This window comes from Mesorhizobium sp. B2-4-1, assembly GCF_006442185.1.
Lineage (GTDB): Bacteria > Pseudomonadota > Alphaproteobacteria > Rhizobiales > Rhizobiaceae > Mesorhizobium.
This window is the reverse complement of the sequence record NZ_VFVN01000002.1, coordinates 444,398-463,731: the sequence shown is the minus strand read 5'-3', so window position 1 is coordinate 463,731 and position 19,334 is coordinate 444,398. Positions and strand designations below refer to the sequence as shown.

25 protein-coding genes are annotated in these 19,334 nt (G+C 62.9%); 18 read left to right on the top strand and 7 right to left on the bottom strand.

The features are described from left to right. The first annotated feature begins 319 nt into the window (after positions 1-319). Together FJ949_RS06925 and FJ949_RS06920 are read left to right on the top strand one after the other, a co-directional pair. A complete protein-coding gene (locus FJ949_RS06925; RefSeq protein ID WP_140494428.1) occupies positions 320-1,840 on the top strand; it encodes a leucyl aminopeptidase in 1,521 nt (506 codons plus the stop codon). 9 nt (positions 1,841-1,849) lie between these two features. Continuing rightward, positions 1,850-2,299, top strand: coding sequence for a DNA polymerase III subunit chi (locus FJ949_RS06920; protein ID WP_140494426.1), 450 nt, complete (start codon positions 1,850-1,852; stop codon positions 2,297-2,299). 93 nt (positions 2,300-2,392) lie between these two features. Here the strand turns inward: FJ949_RS06920 and FJ949_RS06915 are convergent, their stop codons facing one another. Next, entirely contained in the window at positions 2,393-2,992 is a 600-nt protein-coding gene (locus FJ949_RS06915; RefSeq protein ID WP_140494424.1) for a YdeI/OmpD-associated family protein, read from the bottom strand. Between the two features lie 142 nt (positions 2,993-3,134). After that, positions 3,135-3,599, bottom strand: coding sequence for a carboxymuconolactone decarboxylase family protein (locus FJ949_RS06910; RefSeq protein WP_140494422.1), 465 nt, complete (start codon positions 3,597-3,599; stop codon positions 3,135-3,137). An 85-nt stretch (positions 3,600-3,684) separates the two neighbouring features. Between FJ949_RS06910 and FJ949_RS06905 the strand changes: the two genes are divergently transcribed. The 5 genes from FJ949_RS06905 (at position 3,685) to FJ949_RS06885 (ending at position 6,700) form a co-directional block, all read left to right on the top strand. Then, positions 3,685-4,344 carry a TetR/AcrR family transcriptional regulator gene (locus FJ949_RS06905; RefSeq protein ID WP_140494420.1) on the top strand — a complete coding sequence of 220 codons (660 nt, stop codon included), beginning with the start codon at positions 3,685-3,687 and terminating at the stop codon, positions 4,342-4,344. A 37-nt stretch (positions 4,345-4,381) separates the two neighbouring features. After that, positions 4,382-4,993, top strand: a complete 612-nt coding sequence (locus FJ949_RS06900) for a hypothetical protein (RefSeq protein ID WP_140494418.1) — start codon at positions 4,382-4,384, stop codon at positions 4,991-4,993. After that, a complete protein-coding gene (locus FJ949_RS06895) occupies positions 4,990-5,838 on the top strand; it encodes a 23S rRNA (adenine(2030)-N(6))-methyltransferase RlmJ (RefSeq protein ID WP_140494416.1) in 849 nt (282 codons plus the stop codon). Before FJ949_RS06900 ends, FJ949_RS06895 begins: the two co-directional genes overlap by 4 nt. A gap of 35 nt (positions 5,839-5,873) precedes the next feature. After that, complete coding sequence (locus tag FJ949_RS06890; RefSeq protein ID WP_181165134.1) at positions 5,874-6,134, top strand: DoxX family protein; 261 nt, start codon at positions 5,874-5,876, stop codon at positions 6,132-6,134. 113 nt (positions 6,135-6,247) lie between these two features. Then, positions 6,248-6,700 carry a hypothetical protein gene (locus FJ949_RS06885; RefSeq protein ID WP_140494414.1) on the top strand — a complete coding sequence of 151 codons (453 nt, stop codon included), beginning with the start codon at positions 6,248-6,250 and terminating at the stop codon, positions 6,698-6,700. Positions 6,701-6,834: 134 nt separating this feature from the next. Here FJ949_RS06885 and FJ949_RS06880 read toward each other — a convergent pair whose 3' ends face one another. Then, on the bottom strand, positions 6,835-7,146 hold the full coding sequence (locus tag FJ949_RS06880; RefSeq protein WP_140494412.1) for a transcriptional regulator: 312 nt from the start codon (positions 7,144-7,146) through the stop codon (positions 6,835-6,837). 540 nt (positions 7,147-7,686) lie between these two features. Here FJ949_RS06880 and FJ949_RS06875 point away from each other — a divergent pair. Together FJ949_RS06875 and FJ949_RS06870 are read left to right on the top strand one after the other, a co-directional pair. Further along, positions 7,687-8,133 (top strand): histone, encoded by a 447-nt coding sequence (locus tag FJ949_RS06875; protein WP_140494410.1) that lies wholly within the window; start codon positions 7,687-7,689, stop codon positions 8,131-8,133. 385 nt (positions 8,134-8,518) lie between these two features. Beyond that, positions 8,519-9,115 carry a glutathione S-transferase family protein gene (locus FJ949_RS06870; RefSeq protein WP_140494408.1) on the top strand — a complete coding sequence of 199 codons (597 nt, stop codon included), beginning with the start codon at positions 8,519-8,521 and terminating at the stop codon, positions 9,113-9,115. Between the two features lie 62 nt (positions 9,116-9,177). Here FJ949_RS06870 and FJ949_RS06865 read toward each other — a convergent pair whose 3' ends face one another. Then, positions 9,178-9,834 carry an outer membrane protein gene (locus FJ949_RS06865; RefSeq protein ID WP_140494406.1) on the bottom strand — a complete coding sequence of 219 codons (657 nt, stop codon included), beginning with the start codon at positions 9,832-9,834 and terminating at the stop codon, positions 9,178-9,180. A gap of 411 nt (positions 9,835-10,245) precedes the next feature. On the opposite strand from FJ949_RS06865, the gene FJ949_RS06860 reads away from it, so the two are divergent. The 6 genes from FJ949_RS06860 to FJ949_RS06835 all read left to right on the top strand — a co-directional run bounded on the left by FJ949_RS06860 (position 10,246) and on the right by FJ949_RS06835 (position 15,428). Then, positions 10,246-11,007, top strand: coding sequence for an SDR family oxidoreductase (locus tag FJ949_RS06860; RefSeq protein ID WP_140494404.1), 762 nt, complete (start codon positions 10,246-10,248; stop codon positions 11,005-11,007). After that, the gene (gene uvrC / locus FJ949_RS06855; protein ID WP_140494402.1) at positions 11,004-13,067 is read left to right on the top strand and encodes an excinuclease ABC subunit UvrC; all 2,064 of its coding nucleotides are present in this window, start codon (positions 11,004-11,006) and stop codon (positions 13,065-13,067) included. Before FJ949_RS06860 ends, uvrC begins: the two co-directional genes overlap by 4 nt. A gap of 171 nt (positions 13,068-13,238) precedes the next feature. Then, the gene (pgsA, locus tag FJ949_RS06850; RefSeq protein WP_140494400.1) at positions 13,239-13,835 is read left to right on the top strand and encodes a CDP-diacylglycerol--glycerol-3-phosphate 3-phosphatidyltransferase; all 597 of its coding nucleotides are present in this window, start codon (positions 13,239-13,241) and stop codon (positions 13,833-13,835) included. 1 nt (position 13,836) lies between these two features. Next, positions 13,837-14,091 (top strand): molybdopterin converting factor subunit 1, encoded by a 255-nt coding sequence (gene moaD / locus FJ949_RS06845; protein WP_140494396.1) that lies wholly within the window; start codon positions 13,837-13,839, stop codon positions 14,089-14,091. A gap of 1 nt (position 14,092) precedes the next feature. Next, positions 14,093-14,575 carry a molybdenum cofactor biosynthesis protein MoaE gene (locus FJ949_RS06840; RefSeq protein ID WP_140494394.1) on the top strand — a complete coding sequence of 161 codons (483 nt, stop codon included), beginning with the start codon at positions 14,093-14,095 and terminating at the stop codon, positions 14,573-14,575. A 91-nt stretch (positions 14,576-14,666) separates the two neighbouring features. Further along, positions 14,667-15,428, top strand: coding sequence for a YbaY family lipoprotein (locus tag FJ949_RS06835; RefSeq protein ID WP_140494392.1), 762 nt, complete (start codon positions 14,667-14,669; stop codon positions 15,426-15,428). Between the two features lie 26 nt (positions 15,429-15,454). Here the strand turns inward: FJ949_RS06835 and FJ949_RS06830 are convergent, their stop codons facing one another. Together FJ949_RS06830 and ndk are read right to left on the bottom strand one after the other, a co-directional pair. Continuing rightward, complete coding sequence (locus FJ949_RS06830) at positions 15,455-16,063, bottom strand: class I SAM-dependent methyltransferase (protein WP_140494390.1); 609 nt, start codon at positions 16,061-16,063, stop codon at positions 15,455-15,457. Positions 16,064-16,194: 131 nt separating this feature from the next. Beyond that, positions 16,195-16,617 (bottom strand): nucleoside-diphosphate kinase, encoded by a 423-nt coding sequence (gene ndk, locus FJ949_RS06825; RefSeq protein ID WP_010915217.1) that lies wholly within the window; start codon positions 16,615-16,617, stop codon positions 16,195-16,197. A gap of 240 nt (positions 16,618-16,857) precedes the next feature. Between ndk and FJ949_RS06820 the strand changes: the two genes are divergently transcribed. Beyond that, positions 16,858-17,106: a DUF2934 domain-containing protein gene (locus FJ949_RS06820; protein WP_224646404.1), complete on the top strand. Its 249-nt coding sequence runs from the start codon at positions 16,858-16,860 to the stop codon at positions 17,104-17,106. A gap of 63 nt (positions 17,107-17,169) precedes the next feature. Here the strand turns inward: FJ949_RS06820 and FJ949_RS06815 are convergent, their stop codons facing one another. Continuing rightward, positions 17,170-17,862: a glutathione S-transferase family protein gene (locus FJ949_RS06815; RefSeq protein ID WP_140494385.1), complete on the bottom strand. Its 693-nt coding sequence runs from the start codon at positions 17,860-17,862 to the stop codon at positions 17,170-17,172. Between the two features lie 65 nt (positions 17,863-17,927). Between FJ949_RS06815 and FJ949_RS06810 the strand changes: the two genes are divergently transcribed. Both FJ949_RS06810 and FJ949_RS06805 read left to right on the top strand, forming a co-directional pair. Next, positions 17,928-18,440 carry a DinB family protein gene (locus tag FJ949_RS06810; RefSeq protein ID WP_140494383.1) on the top strand — a complete coding sequence of 171 codons (513 nt, stop codon included), beginning with the start codon at positions 17,928-17,930 and terminating at the stop codon, positions 18,438-18,440. Positions 18,441-18,760: 320 nt separating this feature from the next. After that, positions 18,761-19,210: a MucR family transcriptional regulator gene (locus FJ949_RS06805; RefSeq protein WP_140494381.1), complete on the top strand. Its 450-nt coding sequence runs from the start codon at positions 18,761-18,763 to the stop codon at positions 19,208-19,210. Positions 19,211-19,334: the final 124 nt, after the last annotated feature.

The window sequence follows — 19,334 nt, the reverse complement described above, 5'->3', positions numbered from 1 at the left end:
TAAGGGTAGCCGTCCGGCGACGCCCGCACAACTGGCTGCGTCGGGCTCTGTCAGGCAGACGATCCGGTTCCCGTCCCACATCGCGCGCCACGTTGGGCCGGAGTGTCGGCGGGATTGGATAAGAAAGGGCGAACATCGATGGTTAACAACAGGTTGCGGCCAAAAAGCGGAGCCGTGCCGCGACGAATCGCCGTCGATTCATGTGCCATATGGGGAGCCCGTTTGGCAAAGTCTTGCCAAATGCCGGAAAACGACCAAATGTCGCGGATCGCTCCCAACCGCTTCGCGCGAGCCGCGCATTCCCCGAAAGCAGGACATGATGAACCAGAGACCCTCGATCGCCTTCGCAAAATTCGCCGCGCCGCAGACCGCCGCGAACAGAAGGGGGACGGTCTTCGTGCTGGCGGCGGATGATGGTGACCTGAGCGAAACCGCCGCGGCGTATGATCCCGGCAAGACGCTGGAACGGGCCTTCCCTGTGGCCGAATTCACGGCCAAGTTCGCCAGCGTGGTGGAAGTGCTGACGCCACAGGCAAGCTCGCTCGACAGGCTGGTCGCGATCGGCGCCGGCAAGGTATCCGGGCTCGACGAATACGCCTGGACGAAGCTTGGAGGCACCATCGCGGGGTCGCTACGCAAGGCGACGGACGTGGCGGTGGTGCTCGACGTGGTCGGCGCCTCGTCAAGCGGTGCGCAGGCGGCCAGCCTTGCCGCGGGTATTCTTCTGCGCAGCTATTCCTTCGATAAGTACAAGACCAGGAAAGACAAGGACGATGGCCAAGGCGACAAGGCCGAGCCGAAAAAGCCGGCCAAGATAACCATCCACACCGCCGATCCGGCGGGTGCGAAGAAGGCCTTCGCCGAGACCGAGGCGGTGATCGACGGCGTGCTTTTGGCACGTGACCTCGTCAACGAGCCGGCAAACGTCCTGGGACCGGTCGAGTTTGCCGCCCGCGCCAAGGAACTGGAGGCCCTCGGCGTCAAGGTCGAGATCCTGGCCGAGAAGGAACTGAAGAAACTCGGCATGGGGTCGCTGCTCGGTGTTGCGCAAGGCTCGCCGCGCGGCGCCCGCATGGCCGTCATGCAGTGGAACGGCGGCAAGGCCAAGGACAGCCCGGTCGCCTTCATCGGCAAGGGCGTCACTTTCGACACTGGCGGCAATTCGATGAAACCGGCATCCGGCATGGAGGACATGAAGGGCGACATGGGCGGGGCCGCGGCTGTGACCGGGCTGATGCATGCGCTCGCCGGCCGCAAGGCGAAGGCCAATGTCGTCGGCATCATCGGGCTTGTGGAAAATGCCGTCGACGGCCATGCGCAGCGTCCCGGCGACATCGTTACCTCGATGTCGGGCCAGACCATCGAAGTGCTCAACACCGATGCGGAGGGGCGCCTGGTGCTGGCCGACGCGCTCTGGTACTGCAATGACCGCTTCCAGCCGAAGTTCATGGTCAATCTGGCGACGTTGACCGGCGCGATCATGGTCGCGCTCGGCCAGCACTATGCCGGCCTGTTCTCCAACAATGACGAACTGGCGGAACGCCTGGCGACAGCCGGGCAGTCGACGCAGGAGCGACTGTGGCGCATGCCGCTCGGTCCTGAATATGACAAGCTGATCGATTCCAAGAATGCCGATATGAAGAACATCGGCGGCCGCTATGGCGGCGCCATCATCGCCGCGCAGTTCTTGCAGCGCTTCGTCAAGGACACGCCCTGGGCGCATCTCGACATCGCAGGCACCGCCATGGGGGCGCTGTCGAACGAAATCAACCAGTCCTGGGGTTCCGGCTTTGGCGTGCGGCTGCTCGACCGGCTCGTGCGCGACCACTACGAGAGCTGATCGGGACCCATGGCCGACGTGCTGTTTTATCACCTGACCGAATCGACGCTGGAGGATGCGCTGCCCGGCCTCCTTGAGCGCAGCGTCGATCGCGGCTGGCGCGCCGTGGTGCAGACAGGCACCGAGGAGCGGCGCGACGCGCTCGACCAGCATCTGTGGACGTTCCGTGACGATTCTTTCCTCGCGCACGCCACTGATCGCGAAGCCCATCCCGCTGAACAGCCGATCCTTTTGACCACCGGCGAAGGCAACCCGAACGCGGCGCAGATACGCTTCCTGGTGGACGGCGCTGCGCCGCCGGACCTTGGCGGCTACGAGCGCGCCGTGTTCCTGTTCGACGGCCACGATGCGGCCCAGGTCGAGGCCGCCCGCGGGCACTGGAAGACGATGAAAGACGCCGGCCACGCGGTGACGTATTGGCAGCAGACGCCCGACCGCCGCTGGGAACGCAAGGCCTGAGGGACGTCAGCGGCGGCTGATCACTGCCTTGTTGATAATGTGGATCGCGATCATCGAGCCGGAAGAAACCTGTCGCTCGTCACATGAGCAGCCTTACTTCTTCACTTGCGGATGGATCGTCTCCCCGCGCTTGAGCATCTCGACAAAACTCTCGATCTTCTTCCTGCGCCCGGCTTCGGTCTTCATGTTGTGGATACGGAAGGCGAGCGCGAAGCGGTTCTGCGCGCTGAGTTTTTCGAGCATTTGCCGAGCCTCTGGCTCGGCATCGATCGCGGCCTGCAGGTCATCGGGAATTTTCATGTCCTTGCCGCTGGCATAGGCACGCGCCCAGCGGCCATCGGCCTTGGCGGCTTCGACCTCGGCGAGCCCATGCCGCGTCATCCGGCCGTCGTCGATCAGCCGGGCGACATTGTCGATGTTGATCTGGCTCCAGATGCTTTTCTTCGTCCTCGGCGTGTAACGCTGCAGGAAGCTCTTGTCGTCGAGCCCCTTGCGCACCGCGTCGATCCAGCCCCAGCACAGCACGACCTCGATCGCCTCCTTTGCCGAGATCGACTTCAGTCCCGAGCCGGTCTTGTGGATTTTGATCCAGACCTCGGTTTCCCTGTCATGATGCTCGCCGAGCCAGGTATAAAAGCTCTCGGCGTCCTCGAATTCGTGCACCTTGTCGGGGTCGACCTTGACCGGCGCCATTTGCGGCCTCGTCCATGCTTTGCGATTGCACCTTTCAATGCGGCATTTCCCGCTGGATGACAATCGAAGGCGAAGATCATGGCGCTGCCCGATGACGGCGGTTCTGCGGTGGCCCGCAGGCGCGGACCACCGCAGGGTCGTTTCACTGCCCGCCCATTTCCTTCTTGAACGTGTCGAAATCGACCTGCATGCCATTGAAGATGGTGCTCCAATGGCGGGTCAGCGCCGCCATCGCCACCGCCTCCTGGATTTCCTCATCGGTAGCGCCGGCGCGCTTGGCGTTTTGCGTGTCCGACCAGATGCAGTAGTTGCACGGGATCTGCGCCGCCACTGCCAGCGAGATCAATGACTTTACCTTTGGCGGCAGCGCCGTCTTGTCGCTGAGTTCGATGGCCTTGACCTCGGCCCAGGCGCCGGGCAGACCGGCTTTGGGAAGTTGCTTCACAAAGCTCGGCACGCCGCCCATGGTCGACTGGATGTCCTTTATGGTTGCATCGTAGTCGTCGGCATAGGCAGGGGCCGCGGCGAGGACGCAGGCCACGGCGGTTAGAGCCAACGCACGATGGAGGGACGAATGCACGGATTTGGCAATGCGATGGTGTGACATGTTTTCCTCCTCTGGTCTTTGTTAGCCTTACTGTGTAAGGTGAAGTGAAAAATGAACCTTACGCTGTAAGTTGTCAAGCGCGGCCATGGACTCATCGATCAAAAAAAAGCGAGCACGCGGACGGCTGTCCCGCGAGATGATCGAGGATGCCGCTTTCGAGGTGATCGAGAAGGAGGGCCTTTCCGGTTTTTCGATGCGCAAGCTCGCCGCCGTGCTCGGCTGCGAGGCGATGAGCATTTATCATCACTTCCCCTCGCAAGCGCACCTCTATGAGGCGTTGGTCGATCGCCAGGTCAGCGGGATGGTTATCCCCGACGACAGCATGCCGTGGCGCGACAGGATTCGGATGGTCATGCATGAGTTTCGCCGTGTTGCGAGGGAGCACCCGGCCTTTGCGCCATTCCTTGTCGTCTACCGGATGAATTCGCCGCCTTGCCTTGCTATGCTGAACGGCGTCATCGGCCTGTTCGAGGCTGGCGGTTTCGGCCCGGAACTCAGCGCCAGGCTGTTTCGCACCGCCAGCTATTATCTCATGGGCGCGATCCTCGACGAGACCGCGGGCTACGCCAAGGGCCCGTCGGCGGTGACCACCGTCGACGACGAGCAACTGGCGAAGGATTTCCCCAGTGTCATGGCGGCCGGGACCTATTTCGGCACCGGCGGTTTCGACAAGACATTCGAACTCGGCCTCGACATGCTATTGGACGAAATGGAGCGCCTGCGCGACAGCGCCAATGCAGCCTAATTGTCCGGCAACGTCCGACTACAAGGTGATTCCCTGAATGCGCTTTCTGTTCCTGTTGATCCTGCTCGCCGGCATCGGCGTCGGCGCCATCTATCCATGGGCGATGACTAATTTCTCCGGTCACCAGATCGGCAGCTGGCGGGTCTATGAGGGCGGCCGCTTCAGGCAGGTCACAGTGCCGCTTGCCGCGCGCGATGCGCCGGTCAGGGTGCTGGTCGACTTGACCGCGAGGGCCGAGCGCATCGCTTCGCAGCAGCGCACGGTGCTGACGCTGACAGCCGCCTCCGGCGGCCGCACGGTGCTTGCCTCGACGCTTCAGTTCAATCATTCCGACAATCCGCGTCAGGCGAGCCCGCAACTGCCCGACAAGATCTTCCGCGATGAGGCTGGCGTGATCCGGACCGTCGGCCCCGGCCCCTATGTCTTCACCGTCGGTCCCGGCGACGCCGACGACATCCCGATACGCGCGGTCGATCTTGTCTTGCGCTCCGGTGTGGGCGAGACCGACAGCCGTGCGCGACCGGTTGGCTTCGCGCTGATGGCGATCGGCTTGATCGGCTTCCTGCTGTCCTTGCGTTCTGCCGGCGGCCGGCCGCAAAATCCGAATTCACAGCCACCGCCGCCACGTTGGGGCAGGGGTTCCACATGAACTATCGCCACGCCTATCACGCCGGAAATTTTGCCGACGTCGTCAAGCACGTCGTGCTGACGCGGCTGCTTGAATATCTGAAGCAGAAGGACAAGGCGTTCCGCGTCATCGACACTCATGCAGGCATCGGCCGCTACGATCTGTCCTCGCTCGAGGCGCAGAAGACCGGCGAATGGCAAGGCGGCATCGGCCGGCTGGTCGATGCCGCGCCCGAAGCCCAGGCCGCAATGCTGCTCGCGCCCTATCTCGACGCGGTGCGTGCGTGCAACGCAGACGGTCCATTGAAAAAATATCCGGGCTCGCCGCTGGTCGCGCGGCACCTTCTGCGTAAGCAGGACCGGCTATCGGCGATCGAGCTGCACCCGAAGGATGTCGCGAAGCTGAAGACGGAATTCGCCGGCGATTTCCAGACAAGGGTGATCGAGCTCGACGGCTGGCTGGCGCTCGGCGCACACCTGCCGCCGAAGGAAAAGCGAGGACTGGTGCTGATCGATCCGCCATTCGAGGAAGAGGGCGAGTTCGGCCGCCTCGTCGACGGGCTGGCGAAGGCGCACAAGCGCTGGCCGGGCGGCATCTATGCGCTGTGGTATCCGATCAAGGACCGCAAGGCGGTGATTGGCTTCCGCAAGGCACTGAAGGAAACCGGCGTTCCGAAATTGCTCGACATCGAATTCGAAATCCGGCCCGCGTCGCAAGAGCCCAGCCTCGACGGCAGCGGCCTGGTCGTGGCCAACCCGCCTTTCACGCTGGAAGGTGAATTGCGCATTCTCCTGCCGGCCCTGCACAAATTGCTGGTCTTGGAAAAGCCGGCGCACTGGACGCTGAACTGGCTGGCAGGGGAGTAGCAGCGGGATGCAGGCTGCGAGCGGCGTCCTTACAGATGCGCCAAGACAAACAGTTAAAGCGGGTCTGCGGCCGGCCCGGCTCCGCTCCGCTGGAATTGGTGGCCGGCTTCTGCCTCGCCATCGGCGCCGCGGTGCCCTATGCCGCCGGCGCGCTCATCCTGTTCACGGTGGCGGCGAACCTGCTCGTCCTGCCCTTCTGGCGCCATCACGGGCCGGAAAGGCAGGCGCTGAGGTCCGCCTTCCTGGTCAACATCGCCGTTATCGGCGGGCTGCTGCTGGCGGCGCGCCCCGGCTGATGGCCGGCGGCCAAAGTCGGCGGCCACGCCCTGGAAACCATTGTCAATGCAATCGCTTGACCGCCGCCCGGCGAATCCCGCACAGTGCGCGCAATCGACCTTGAGAGGCTGCCATGACTCGCTTCGCCCGCTCCGCCCTTGCCGCCCTGATCTCGCTCTGCACGCCATTTGGCACATCGCTTGGCTTCACCCAGGCGGCGCAAGCCGCCGATCTTGCCGTCTATTCTGACGAGGACAGCGGCATTTGCGGCGAAGCCTGGGTGCTGAACAAGATCACCAGCCGCTTCTCCTATCAGGTGCGGCACGTCCCGCACCTGCCGGATGTCGCGATCACCGATTTCCACCGCATCCACCAGCACCGCTACTTGCCGGCCAGCGAGGAATGGCCGATCGGCCGGCGCTATTGCGGCGCCACGGTCGCCCTGTCAGATGGCCGCGACCGCGCCATCTGGTACCTGATCGAGGAAGGCCAGGGCTTTGCCTCCATCGGCGACAATGTCGAATTCTGCGTCTCGGGCTTCGACCGCTGGATGGTCTACAACGGCCGCTGCCGCATCCTGCGGTAGCGGGCGGTTTCCAGTCTCGATTTCGTTAGAGCCTGCGGCTCAAGCCGCGGGCCTTTTCTGGGACTCGGGGTATCGGCCCTGACGAAAATATGTGCCGCGCGGCACGCGCCGACAATTTCTGCCCAATCGCAGTGCTATTTCCTGCCTCGCGTCGCCTCGGCTTCACCGATGATCTTTCGAAGAAAGGCAACGTGACCGCGAAAAGCGCGGCGCCCGATCGTCGTTGCTTTGATCCGTGTCCGCGGCCGCCGCCCGACGAAAAGCTTTTCAACATCGACGTAGCCCGCTTTGGCCAGCGTATCGAGATGCGCGCCGAGATTTCCGTCGGTGGTTTCGATCATGGCTTTCAGTTGCGTGAACTCCAGCGCCTCGCGTCTTTCCAGCGTGTTCAGGGCGGCCATGATCCTGAGCCGTGTACCCTGATGGATGATGTCGTCGGCACTCATCAATGGCTCCAATGCTGCGGACCTTGAGCTGTCACCCTACGGCTCTGCAGCCTCGGGCAGTACTAACCATTCGCCTTTGTGAACGACATCGAACACACTTGTCAGAATACTCTGGCATACAGAGTAATCTGTCAATTCAGTGATGAAGCCAGGCTTGACAAGGTGATCTCCAGATCGGCGCATCGCATTGCACTTGTAATCCGAAGGGACCGGTCGCCTGCAAAAGATGATCATTCTCTATAAGCCGCAGCTTCATGATATTCGCGGCCGAAGATCAATGCGCGAAGCTGCTTGCTGATCTTTGCAGCTTCATGGCAGGCGCGCCCACGCAGCGCATCGAGAATGTCGATGCCAAATTGCTGGCGATATCGGAAGATAACGCCATATTTTTGCGATGATGAGTGTGATCATGTGTCGATCGCAACGAAAATTTAAGCTGAGAAAATCATATCATTGCTTCGCTGGCTAGCGAGGCGCGAGTCAGATAAGCATGACACGCCGGGCCATTAACGGTCGTCGGCATAACGCAAGGGGCATCGCATGGCTAAGCAGTCATCAAAAGCGCCGGCATCCAAGGCACCGGCAAAGAAAGCACCTGTAAAAGCGGCGGCGGCGAAAGCCGCGACCGCGGTCAAGAAAGCAGCACCCGCTGCCAAGCCGAAGGCGGCAGCGCCGAAGGCAAAGGCGGCACCGGCCAAGAAGCCGGCAGCCAAGACAGCCGCGAAACCGGCGGCGAAGAAGGCAGCGCCCGCCAAGGCCAGCGCCGCATCCGCAAAGAAGGCTGCACCGGCCAAGAAGGCCGCTCCGGCAAAGAAAGCCGCTCCGGCCAGGAAGCCGGCTGCCAAGGCCGCGGCCAAGCCCGCTGCCAAGAAGGCAGCCCCTGCCAAGGCTCCGGCCAAGGCTGCCGCGGCGAAGTCTTCGGCACCGGTGAAGAAGGCGGCGCCAGCCGCCAAGAAAGCAGCGCCGGCGAAGGCCGCGAAGAAGTAGTCACGTTTCTTCGCGCCGGGGACCGTGTCGGCAGAAATGAGGGCAGGTGCCGTTGAGGCCTCGCGCCCTCTGCTCTGGCATTGGGGCGCAACGAGAGGGGCGGACGCCAGATATCTTTCGCAGCTCCCAGGACTTCGCCGCAGGGCGAAGTCCGGTGGGCTTTTGTTGCCCGCGCCATCACGCGGCGACGGGACGATTGTTGGTCTTGTCCGGCCTGTCGGAGTGTTGCCGTCATCACATGTGGCGCATCCGGATCAAGGCGTCCAAGAGACCAAGGCATGCAGGAGTGGTCGCCGGCTGCTGGCGGCTGGTTTTTCCGCTTCTGGCTGTTGCGCGGGGAAGGGCGCCCGGTCAACAGTGACGGGCTGCCAACAGGAACCCGATCATGCCGAAGCTGCTTTACGCCTCCACGTCCCCCTATAGTTCCAAGGTACGAATGGCGGCCCTTTATGCCGGCATCGCGGTCGACCTGGCGCCTGTCAAAACCGAAGACAAGCCGGCCGAACTGATCGGCGCCAATCCGCTGGGCAAGATCCCCGTGCTGGTGCTCGACGATGGCCGCTCGATCCACGACAGCCGAGCCATCACCCAGCAGCTCAACCGGATGTCGAAGAGCGCGCTGTTTCCGCGCAATCCCGACAAGCGGCTGGAAGCGGAAGTGCTGGAAGCGTTGGCGGACGGCATCTGCGACTGTGCGCTGTCGATGGTTTATGAGCGCCGCACGCGGCCCGAGGAGATGGTCTACCAGCCCTGGCTCGATCGCCAGTGGGCGAAGATCACCGCCGCGCTCGATCTACTCAACGCCAATCCGCCGAAACTGCCGAAGAAGATCACCGCCGGCCAGATGGCGCTGCGCGCCTGCCTTGGCTACCTGGCGCTGCGTTTCGCCGGGAAATGGGAAAAAGGCCGCAACCGGCTGGTCCGCTGGGCCGCGCGCTTCGATGAGAAATTCCCGGACCTGAAACCCTGCGTTCCCGCGTGAGCGGCCGACAATAAAAAAGCCGGGCGCGAGGCCCGGCTTCTTCGTGTCGTGGCTTGAACGACTTAGAACTTCATACCGACGCCGAAGGTGACGCGGTTGTCGGTGGCCTTGACCTTGCCGATGCCATCGAAGTCCTTGCTGCCGAAGTCGGTGTAGCGGTATTCGACGCGGCCGAACACATTGTCGGTCAGCTTGATGTCGGTACCAAGACCGGCGGTCCAGCCGATCATGGTGGCGCGGTCGCTGGCGCCGAGGACGCTGTCCTCCACCTTCAGGCTCCTGCCGGCGAGACCACCGGTGCCGTACAGCAGGATTTCCGGGGTCACAGCGTAGCCGAGACGGGCACGCAGCGAGCCTTCGAAGCCGGCCTTGGAATCGATGCCATTATCGTCGCCCTTGACGCCGTTGTAGCCGAGTTCGGCTTCACCGCCGTAGACGAAGTTCTCCTGCTGCCACTGATAGCCGCCGAAGACGCTGCCGATGAAGCCCTTGGTATCGGTTTCAACGTCGAAATCCTTTTCCTTGGTACGGCCGCTGAAGCCATAGCCAAGATTAAGACCGGCATAGGGGCCGGCCCAGGACGCGACGGGCAGTTCGGCGACCGGGGCAGGCGCCGGCGGCTCTTCCTGGACCACATCGGCGGCATAGGCAGTTCCACCGAGGGCGAAGAGCCCGAGCGCTACGGCCAGCGGCCGTGCGAATTTGAGATTGGCTTGCATTGTTGTCTACTCCTTAAGCCACAGGACACAGGCTTGTTCTTACGATCGCCCATCAACCCGTCCGGGGGGTGAAACGGATCTGGCGTTCGTCGGTTCCAAATGTCGTGTCGAAATACGGCTGAAGCGAACCTGAACTTGGGTCATTCCCCGGCGCGAATGAGGCAGAAATTTGGCGTTGCATCTTCGCAACAGCGAAATGTCAGCAGATTGGCCGTGCTGCACCGCAGGTGGCTTGGTGCAAGGAGTCCAGCCTCCTATATTGTGTTGAGGCCGGCTCATTGCCGGCCGGCTCGAGATGCCGAACCGGCCGTTTCGCCACAATGTTGCCGCAGCTGCGAACGCCATTTGACGGGTGGCGGGCCATAATTTGCCGGCGCCCTCCTTCGCGCCGAAACCGAGGATTGACAACAGATGAGCAAAGCCACCGCGGCGCTGGTGACGGGCGGGGCAAAACGGATCGGTAGCGCGATTGTCGAGGATCTCGCCGCCCACGGTTTTGCCGTCGCCATTCACTGCAACCGCTCGCGCGACGACGCGGATGCGCTTGCCCAGCGGATCAACCGCGCCGGCGGCCACGCCGCCGTGGTCGCCGCCGATCTGACCGACATGGCCGAGGTCGGCGACCTGGTCGGCCGCGCCGAAGCCGCGCTCGGGCCGATCTCGCTGCTGGTCAACAACGCTTCGCTGTTCGAGGACGATTCGGTTCTTGACTTCGACTGGGAGGCCTGGGACCGCCACTTCGCTATTCATGTGAAGACCCCGGCGCTGTTGGCGCAGAACTTTGCCCGGGCCCTGCCGGACAGGCGAGAGGGGCTGATCGTCAACATGATCGACCAGCGTGTCTGGCGGCCGACGCCGCGCTACTTCTCCTATGCGCTGTCGAAGTCCGCCTTGTGGACGGCAACCCAGATGATGGCGCAGGCGCTCGGCCCGCGCATCCGCGTCAACGCCATCGGTCCCGGCCCGACCTTGAAGAACGCGCACCAGGACGACAGCGACTTTGCCGCGCAACTCGCCGGTCTCATTTTGAAACGCGGCCCGCAATTGCCGGAATTCGGCGCCACAATCCGCTATCTCTGGGAAGCCCGCTCGGTTACCGGGCAGATGATCGCGCTTGATGGCGGCCAGCATCTTGCATGGCGCACACCTGATGTGACAGGCATGACGGAATGAGTCCCGCAGAGCAGAAACACAAGATGCGTGGCGGCGCCGACGATCTGCCACCCGAAATCGACCTCGAGGACGAGGCGGCGGAGGAGATCGTCGAACCGGCCGGCCCGGACGTCGCCTTCACCGCCATCGACTGGACGCCGCATGCCGGCGATGCCGACGGCATGGTCGGCGCCGAAGTGATCCAGACGCTGGTCAAGCGGCTGCCCAATGCGCCGGGCGTCTACCGCATGATGAATGCCAATGGCGACGTGCTCTATGTCGGCAAGGCCCGCAGCCTGAAGAAGCGCGTCACCAATTACGCGCAAGGCCGCTTCCACACCAACCGCATCGGCCGCATGGTGCGCGAGACCGCGACGATGGAGTTCGTCGTCACCCGCACCGAGATCGAGGCGCTGCTGTTGGAGGCCAACCTCATCAAGCGGCTGCGGCCACGTTTCAACGTGCTGATGCGCGACGACAAGTCGTTTCCCTACATTCTCTTGACGGGCGACCATGTCTCGCCCGGCATCTACAAGCATCGCGGCGCGCGTTCGCGCAAAGGTGATTATTTCGGCCCCTTCGCTTCCGCGGGCGCGGTCGGCCGCACCATCAATTCCTTGCAGCGCGCCTTCCTCCTGAGGAGTTGCACCAACTCCTTCTACGAGAACCGCACGCGGCCTTGCCTGCTCTATCAGATCAAGCGCTGCGCCGGTCCGTGCACCGGCGAGATTTCGCATAGCGACTATGCCGAGCTGGTCGCCGAGGCGAAGGATTTTCTTTCCGGCCGCAGCCAGAAGGTGAAGACCGAGATTTCGGCCGCCATGCAGCAGGCCTCGCAAGACCTCGATTTCGAGCGCGCCGCCATCTATCGAGACCGGCTGGCGGCACTCTCGCACGTGCAGAGCCACCAGGGCATCAATCCGCAGACCGTCGACGAGGCCGATGTCTTCGCAATCCATCAGGAGGGCGGCCAGGTCTGCATCCAGGTGTTCTTCTTCCGCACCGGCCAGAACTGGGGCAACCGCGCCTATTTCCCGAAGGCCGATCCGGCGCTGGAAGGCGCAGAGGTGCTGGGCTCGTTCCTGGCGCAGTTCTATGACGACAAGCCGACGCCGCGGGCCATTCTGCTGTCGCACGCCGTGGAGGACCAGGAACTGTTGGCCGAGGCGCTCTCGACCCGCGCCGGCCGCAAAGTATCGATCTCGGTGCCGCAGCGCGGCGAGAAGAAGGACCTGACCGACAACGCGTTGCAAAATGCCCGCGAGGCGCTCGGCCGTCGGCTGGCCGAAACCTCGACGCAGGCCAGGTTGCTCGCCGGCTTCGCCGAGACCTTCGGGCTCGAAAAGCCGCCGGTGCGCATCGAGGTCTACGACAATTCGCACATCATGGGCACCAACGCCGTCGGCGCCATGGTCGTCGCCGGGCCGGAAGGTTTTGTGAAGAACCAGTACCGGAAATTCAATATCCGCTCGACCGAGATCACGCCCGGCGACGATTTCGGCATGATGCGCGAAGTGATGGAGCGGCGGTTTTCACGATTGCTCAAGGAGCATGGCGATATGACGCCCAACGATGCCGCGGCAGGCGAGGCGGACAGCGATGAGGGCGACATGTCGGGCGGCTTCCCTGCCTGGCCCGACGTCATCCTGATCGATGGCGGCCAGGGCCAGATGAGCGCGGTGCGCAAGACCCTCGCCGATCTCGGCATCGAGGACCGGGTCGTGGCCATCGGCATCGCCAAGGGCCAGGACCGCGACGCGGGCCGCGAGCGCTTCTTCGTCAAGGGCAGGGACTCGTTTTCGCTGCCGGTACGCGATCCCGTGCTCTATTTTGTCCAGCGCCTGCGCGACGAGGTTCACCGTTTCGCCATCGGCTCGCACCGGGCTCGCCGCAAGAAGGAGATGGTCAAGAGCCCGCTCGACGAGATCGGCGGCATCGGCCCCAGCCGCAAGCGGGCGCTGCTGATGCATTTCGGCACCGCCAAGGCGGTCGGTCGCGCGGCAATCGAGGACCTGGTAAAGGTCGACGGCATTTCCGAGCAGGTGGCCAGACTGGTTTACAACCATTTTCACGAGAACTGATGCATGTCGCCCGAAAGCCACCGTCGGCTCCCGGGCGAAGCAAGGGGCGGCGCGGCGTAGCCCGCGAGATGACAAGATTGGCCTATTTTTGCTGGCCAATCGATTTTGGCCTGTTGACCCCCTACATCAGCTTCTGATTTGAGTACGCAGGCAGAAAGAGTTCCCCCGGATATGGCTCAGCGCGCGTTCAACCTTCCGAACATCCTCACCTACGCCCGCATTATCGCGGTGCCGCTGGTGGTGCTGTGCTTTTTCCTCGAGGGACATCTGAAGTCGAGCGACTTCGCCCGCTGGTCGGCGCTGATCATTTTCCTGCTGGCGTCCATCACCGATTATTTCGACGGCTATTTCGCCCGCGCCTGGAAGCAGACCTCGAACATCGGCAAGATGCTCGACCCCATTGCCGACAAACTGCTGGTCGCGACATGCCTGCTGCTGCTTGCCGCCGACACCGACCGCCATGCCGGCATTGCCGGCTGGTCGCTGTGGGCGGCGATCATCATCCTGTGCCGCGAAATCCTGGTTTCGGGCCTGCGCGAATATCTGGCGGCGCTCAAGGTCTCCGTGCCGGTGACGCAGCTTGCCAAATGGAAGACCACCATCCAGATGGTCGCTATCGCCTTCCTGCTCGCCGGTCCGGCCGGCGACAAGATTTTTCCGCTGACCACACAGACCGGCCTGGTGCTGTTGTGGATCGCGGCCCTGGTCACGCTTTACACCGGCTATGACTATTTCCGCGCCGGCCTCAAGCACATCATGGACGAATAGGATGACGAAGCTCATCTACTTCGCCTGGGTGCGGGAGCGAATCGGCAAGCCGGACGAAGACGTGGACTTGCCGCATGGCGTCGACACGGTCGCGGACCTGTTGCGCTGGCTGAAGTCGCGCGGCGAGGAATACGACCATGCGCTGCAATATCCCGACGTGATCCGCGTCGCCATCAACCAGGAACATGTCGAGCACGGCGAGAAGATAGCAGGCGCGCGCGAGATCGCGCTGTTTCCGCCGATGACCGGGGGCTGAGATGGCCGGCGCGGTCGTACCCGTCGTGCGCGTTCAGCGCCGAGATTTTGACGTTGCCGCCGAAATCGCCAGACTGACGCAAGGCCGCGCCGACATCGGCGCTGTGGTCACCTTCTCGGGCCTGTGCCGTGACGAGCAGGGGACGCTCTCGGCCCTTGAGCTCGAGCATTATCCGGGCATGGCCGAGGCCGAAATCGCCCGCATCGCGGCCGAAGCGGTTCAGCGCTGGCCGCTGCAGGGCATCACCGCCATCCACCGTCATGGCAAGATCCGGCCAGGCGAGAACATCGTGCTGGTGGTGGCGGCCTCCGTGCATCGGCAAGCCGCGTTCGAGGCGGCGAATTTCCTCATGGATTATCTGAAGTCGCAGGCTCCCTTCTGGAAAAAGGAGCATCATGCCGACGGCTCCGAGGGCGGCTGGGTCGAGGCCAAGGAGAAAGACGAGCAGGCGGCAGGGCGCTGGAAAAGGCCACCGTCCGAATAATTTTGCATCAGCCACGCATTGACCGCAATCCTTTGGCCAATTCGTTGTTGGTCAGCCTGGGCTGTGGCCAGCCCGGGGAAGGGAGATGGTCGTGCTGGACAGGATAGCGGAGTTCTTCGTCTTCGGTTTCGTGCCTCTGGTCGTCGGTATACTGGCCGTGCCGGAACTCTCCGTGGCCGCCGAAAAAGCCCTGAAAGGCGAGGTGACCTACCGCGAGCGCATCGCTTTGCCGCCCAATGCCGTGCTCTCGGTCCAGCTTGCCGATGTCTCGTTGGCCGACGCGCCCGCCAAAATCGTCGGCGAACAGAAGCTGACGCCGGCAGGCCAGGTGCCGATCAGCTTTGCGGTCAAATTCGATCCGTCCCGGATCCAGCGGCGGATGACCTATGCGTTGCAGGCCCGCATCACCGTCGGCGACAGGCTCCTGTTCATCTCGGATGAGCGCCATCAAGTCGATCCGCTGACCGATGCGCCGCAAACAATCATGCTCAAGATGGTGACGCCAAGTCCCGAGCCCACTGCTTCCGTTCTCGATCAGCTTTGGCTTCTCGATTATGTCGACGGCGTAGCCATCACCGCATCGCAAGCGACATTCCGGGTGAGTGAAGCAGGCAAGGCCGACGGCAACGGTCCCTGCAACAGCTATTTTGCCACCGCCAACCTCGATGGCCAGAAGATCGCGATCAGCGACATCGGCTCGACCTACAAGGCCTGCGCGCCCGAGGTGATGGCGGAGGAAAAGGCGCTGTTCGAGGCTCTGGCAAAGGCGGCTTCGTATAAAGTCGATGCCGGCAAGTTGACCATCGCCGACGGGAACGGCCGCGAAATCCTGCGTTTCAGCGCCGCGAGCTGATGCCGTGAAAGGGCTGTCGGCGGAGGTCAGCCGCTCATTTTTTCGAACACGGCGCCATAGTGGTAGGGCGGCACCTCGACCAGCTCGATGAATTTGAGGCCGGCCGCCTCGACGGCCGTGATGGTCTGTTCCGGCGATATCCTCAATTCGGTCTTCGGTCCGCGGGGCTCGCCGAGCACCCTGGTTTGTTCACGCGGCTGCTGATGCCAGTTGACGACAACAAAGCGTCCGGCAGGGACGAGCGCTTCGCTAACGGCTCGCGCCAGCCGTGGCCGGTCCGGCACGCCGTGGAAGGCGTTTGCCATGAAGATGAAATCGACGGGGCGGGATATCAGGCTCGCGAGTTCATAGGCATCGCCCGCTACGAGATCGAAATTCCTCGTGCCGTTTTCATTGAGCCGGCGACGGGTGACGTCGAGCAGGTCGGTATCGATATCGATGCCGACGACATGGCGGGCGACCCTGGCGATGGGCAACGTAAACCAGCCGTCGCCACAGCAGAGGTCGGCCACCTCCATGCCCGGCTTCAGTCCCGTTGACGAAAGCACGGCACCGGGGTCGGGCCACAGCACCTCCCACCAGCCGCTCGATGGCATCTCGGTGCCCTGGAAGAAGCCGGGAATGGTGCTGGTCATGCTTCGCCGGCTCCCTGTGCCTGACCGACTTTAGCGCGGGCAAGGGTTCAACGGCAGTGCCGGATCGATCCGTTTCAATGAAAAAGGCCGGCAATCCGCCGGCCTTTTTCGGTCACAATGCCAGGGTCGGCTCAGCCGACGATCTCGGTGTCGGAGAACCAGTACTTGATCTCCTGCGCGGCGGTTTCCGGCGCGTCCGAACCGTGCACCGAATTCTCGCCGATCGACAGCGCATGCACCTTGCGGATGGTGCCTTCGGCGGCGTTGGCCGGGTTGGTGGCGCCCATCACCTCACGGTTCCTGGCAATGGCGTTCTCGCCTTCCAGCACCTGCACGATCGTCGGCGCCGACGACATGAATTCCACCAGCTCGCCGAAGAACGGACGATCCTTGTGGACGGCGTAAAAACCTTCCGCCTCACGGCGGCTCATCCAAACGCGGCGCGAAGCGATGACGCGCAGACCGGCATCTTCCAGCATCTTGGTGATAGCGCCGGTGAGATTGCGCCGCGTTGCGTCCGGCTTGATCATGGAAAAGGTGCGTTCGAGCGCCATTGGGTCGTCCTTGTCTGGTTGGATTGGGAGTGGCGGGCTCTATACAAGCCGGCCGGCCCATTGCCAAGAGGAAGTCGACAGAGGTGTCGACAGGGGAAGTCGACGCCATGCGCGTTTGCGTGCCGGGCCGATATCGGCGATGCCGCCAGCCCGAGATCGGACGGCTGCAATATTAGGCTTTGCTTGCTATAGTCACATGTCGGCGCCGCGCTGAGGTCGGCCCGGATGGAGACCATGACCATGACAGACGATCGCCAGGAGCGCATTCGCAGCCGCGCACATCATATCTGGCAGGAAGAAGGGCAACCGGCCGGACAGCATGAGCGCCATTGGCAACAGGCGACGGCCGACATCGACCAGGAGGACGCAGGGTCATCCGCGGTGAAGAAGCCAGCAAGAAAGGCGGCCGTCGCCGGCAAGGCAAAAACCGCGCCCAATGAGGCCAAGACCGCGGCCAAGCTCGGCAAGCCAAAAAAGGCGGCCAAATAAGACCTGGCCATAGCGGAGCCGATGGCTCGTCGTTAGCCCTGCCGCAAGATCAGGCGCTACGGTTCACGCGGCCGCCGCAACCGTTCGACCCAGCCCGCCATGCAGGTCGAGGCAGCGGGCGAACCACTGCGCCACGACATCGTGGTCGTCGAGCAATGGGTAGGGCGAGGCGACGCGTGCCCATTGCAGCGCGCCGAACACGATATAGTCGGCGAACAGGGGCGAATCTCCGCCGATGAATGGCTGATAGGCGAGCATCGAGCGCAGCGGCTCCAGCGAAGCCCTGAAATTGCCAAGCCCGGCGTCCCGCGCGGCCATCACCTCTTCCAGGCTCTTGCCCAGGCGCTGCTCCCGGCTCTGGCGGAAATAGGCGGCGTTCTCCGTATCCTGCATAGCATAAAGGTCCATGATCGCGGCGGTGGTCACATAGGGATGGATGGTCAGTTGCGACCAGCGCTCGATGAAGCGCGCCATGGCCTTGCCGCCTTCGCCGCCAAACAGCGACGGCCGGTCCGGATAGGTTTCGTCGAGATAAAGCGCGATGGCGAAGGAATCCGCGACGACCGTCTCGCCGTCGCGGATCACCGGCACGAGTTTCGATGCGCCGCCCTCGACGCGGGGCACTTCGAGAAAACGCGTCGGCACCGCGCTGATCTCCAGCCCCTTATGCGCCAGCGCCATCGTCGCCTTCCAGCAATGCGGGCTGAAGGGGCGGGTGGCGTCGCGTCCGACGAGATCATAAAGCAGAATGGTCATTGGCGGCGGCTTCCTTGCGGTTTAGGTATCCCGCAACGCCTCGACACAGGCCGGCGGGAGAAAAGATGAAACGGCACTTCATGATGTTTGCGGCCTATAATCAATGGGCCAATGGCCGCATCTACGATGCCGCCGCCGATCTCGACGAAGAGGAATTCAATCGCGACGTCGGCGCTTTCTTCGGCTCGATGAAGGGCACGCTCAACCATCTCCTGGCCGCCGATCGCATCTGGATGAAGCGCTTTACCGGCGAGGGCGATGCGCCGACGGCGCTGGACGCCATACTGTACCAGGCGTTGCCGGGCCTGCGCATGGCGCGCGAGGCGGAGGACCGGCGGATCGTCGACTGGGTTGGCGGTTTGAGCGACAAGGCGCTGTCGGGCCGCTTTATATACATGACGGTATCGGACATGCGCACCGTCTCGCAACGGCTGGCTCCGGCGCTCGACCACGTCTTCAACCACCAGACCCACCACCGCGGCCAGGCCCATATGATCCTGACGGTTCTGGGCCGCCCTTCCGTGCAGCTCGATCTGGCGCATTTCCAGCGCACCGAGGAAGGGCGCGCATACGCCTGATTTCGGCCGCCGGCTGCGATAGAGCAGTTTTCACCGTTTCACGGAAACTGCGAACTGAGGGCCGAAAGACGTTGGAGCGCGTTATGACCGACGACGCGTGTTTTACAGATATTGGCCTTCCAACCGGGCCGCCTAAGTCTGCCGACCCGAAAAATTAGCTTTTCTAGTTTGCACGGAGCCGATTTCCCTAAAAAATATTTGACTGCAAGTCTTGATTCGTTTTGAGATTTGCTGGTCCGTTTGGGGGACGCGGTTAAATAAATGCATCGACGAAATTCTTCTCTGGGGTAGATGATTTTGTCGCAAATAGGGTGAAAGATTTGTCAAATATCGAGGATAAGACCGTTATCGAGCTGACCGCTGACATTGTCTCGGCCTATGTCGGCAACAACCCGCTGCCGGTTTCCGGCCTGCCTGACCTGATTGCCAGCGTCAGTGCCTCGGTGCGAAAGCTCGGAGGTGCCGTTGTCGCGGAAAGCCCAAGCCTGGTTCCTGCGGTGAACCCGAAGAAGTCGGTTTTTCCCGACTACATCGTCTGCCTGGAAGACGGCAAGAAGTTCAAGTCGCTCAAGCGGCACCTCAGGACGGACTATGGGCTGAGCCCGGATGAGTATCGCACCAAATGGGGCCTGCCGCCCGACTATCCGATGGTCGCTCCGAACTACTCAGCGACACGGTCAGCGCTGGCGAAGTCGACGGGACTTGGCCGCAAGCCGGCAGCGCCGGCCCCCGTGGCCAAGGCGACAAAGCGCGGCAAAGCCAGCGCCTGAGCGCGGCCGACCGCAGCCGGAAGCCTCTGAGCTGCGATGTTGACGGCGCCATTGCGCGCGCCGTTTTCATGCCTTGCGTGGCCAACCGGCCCGCAAGGTCTTGCGAAGCGCCGGTCTCCCGTGC

Bases quoted from the DNA above. Each gene is read 5' to 3' on its own strand.
- FJ949_RS06925 (WP_140494428.1), top strand. From the start codon at position 320: ATGAACCAGAGACCCTCGATCGCCTTCGCAAAATTCGCCGCGCCGCAG.
- FJ949_RS06920 (WP_140494426.1), top strand. From the start codon at position 1,850: ATGGCCGACGTGCTGTTTTATCACCTGACCGAATCGACGCTGGAGGAT.
- FJ949_RS06915 (WP_140494424.1), bottom strand. From the start codon at position 2,992: ATGGCGCCGGTCAAGGTCGACCCCGACAAGGTGCACGAATTCGAGGAC.
- FJ949_RS06910 (WP_140494422.1), bottom strand. From the start codon at position 3,599: ATGTCACACCATCGCATTGCCAAATCCGTGCATTCGTCCCTCCATCGT.
- FJ949_RS06905 (WP_140494420.1), top strand. From the start codon at position 3,685: ATGGACTCATCGATCAAAAAAAAGCGAGCACGCGGACGGCTGTCCCGC.
- FJ949_RS06900 (WP_140494418.1), top strand. From the start codon at position 4,382: ATGCGCTTTCTGTTCCTGTTGATCCTGCTCGCCGGCATCGGCGTCGGC.
- FJ949_RS06895 (WP_140494416.1), top strand. From the start codon at position 4,990: ATGAACTATCGCCACGCCTATCACGCCGGAAATTTTGCCGACGTCGTC.
- FJ949_RS06890 (WP_181165134.1), top strand. From the start codon at position 5,874: ATGCGCCAAGACAAACAGTTAAAGCGGGTCTGCGGCCGGCCCGGCTCC.
- FJ949_RS06885 (WP_140494414.1), top strand. From the start codon at position 6,248: ATGACTCGCTTCGCCCGCTCCGCCCTTGCCGCCCTGATCTCGCTCTGC.
- FJ949_RS06880 (WP_140494412.1), bottom strand. From the start codon at position 7,146: ATGAGTGCCGACGACATCATCCATCAGGGTACACGGCTCAGGATCATG.
- FJ949_RS06875 (WP_140494410.1), top strand. From the start codon at position 7,687: ATGGCTAAGCAGTCATCAAAAGCGCCGGCATCCAAGGCACCGGCAAAG.
- FJ949_RS06870 (WP_140494408.1), top strand. From the start codon at position 8,519: ATGCCGAAGCTGCTTTACGCCTCCACGTCCCCCTATAGTTCCAAGGTA.
- FJ949_RS06865 (WP_140494406.1), bottom strand. From the start codon at position 9,834: ATGCAAGCCAATCTCAAATTCGCACGGCCGCTGGCCGTAGCGCTCGGG.
- FJ949_RS06860 (WP_140494404.1), top strand. From the start codon at position 10,246: ATGAGCAAAGCCACCGCGGCGCTGGTGACGGGCGGGGCAAAACGGATC.
- uvrC (WP_140494402.1), top strand. From the start codon at position 11,004: ATGAGTCCCGCAGAGCAGAAACACAAGATGCGTGGCGGCGCCGACGAT.
- pgsA (WP_140494400.1), top strand. From the start codon at position 13,239: ATGGCTCAGCGCGCGTTCAACCTTCCGAACATCCTCACCTACGCCCGC.
- moaD (WP_140494396.1), top strand. From the start codon at position 13,837: ATGACGAAGCTCATCTACTTCGCCTGGGTGCGGGAGCGAATCGGCAAG.
- FJ949_RS06840 (WP_140494394.1), top strand. From the start codon at position 14,093: ATGGCCGGCGCGGTCGTACCCGTCGTGCGCGTTCAGCGCCGAGATTTT.
- FJ949_RS06830 (WP_140494390.1), bottom strand. From the start codon at position 16,063: ATGACCAGCACCATTCCCGGCTTCTTCCAGGGCACCGAGATGCCATCG.
- ndk (WP_010915217.1), bottom strand. From the start codon at position 16,617: ATGGCGCTCGAACGCACCTTTTCCATGATCAAGCCGGACGCAACGCGG.
- FJ949_RS06820 (WP_224646404.1), top strand. From the start codon at position 16,858: ATGACAGACGATCGCCAGGAGCGCATTCGCAGCCGCGCACATCATATC.
- FJ949_RS06815 (WP_140494385.1), bottom strand. From the start codon at position 17,862: ATGACCATTCTGCTTTATGATCTCGTCGGACGCGACGCCACCCGCCCC.
- FJ949_RS06810 (WP_140494383.1), top strand. From the start codon at position 17,928: ATGAAACGGCACTTCATGATGTTTGCGGCCTATAATCAATGGGCCAAT.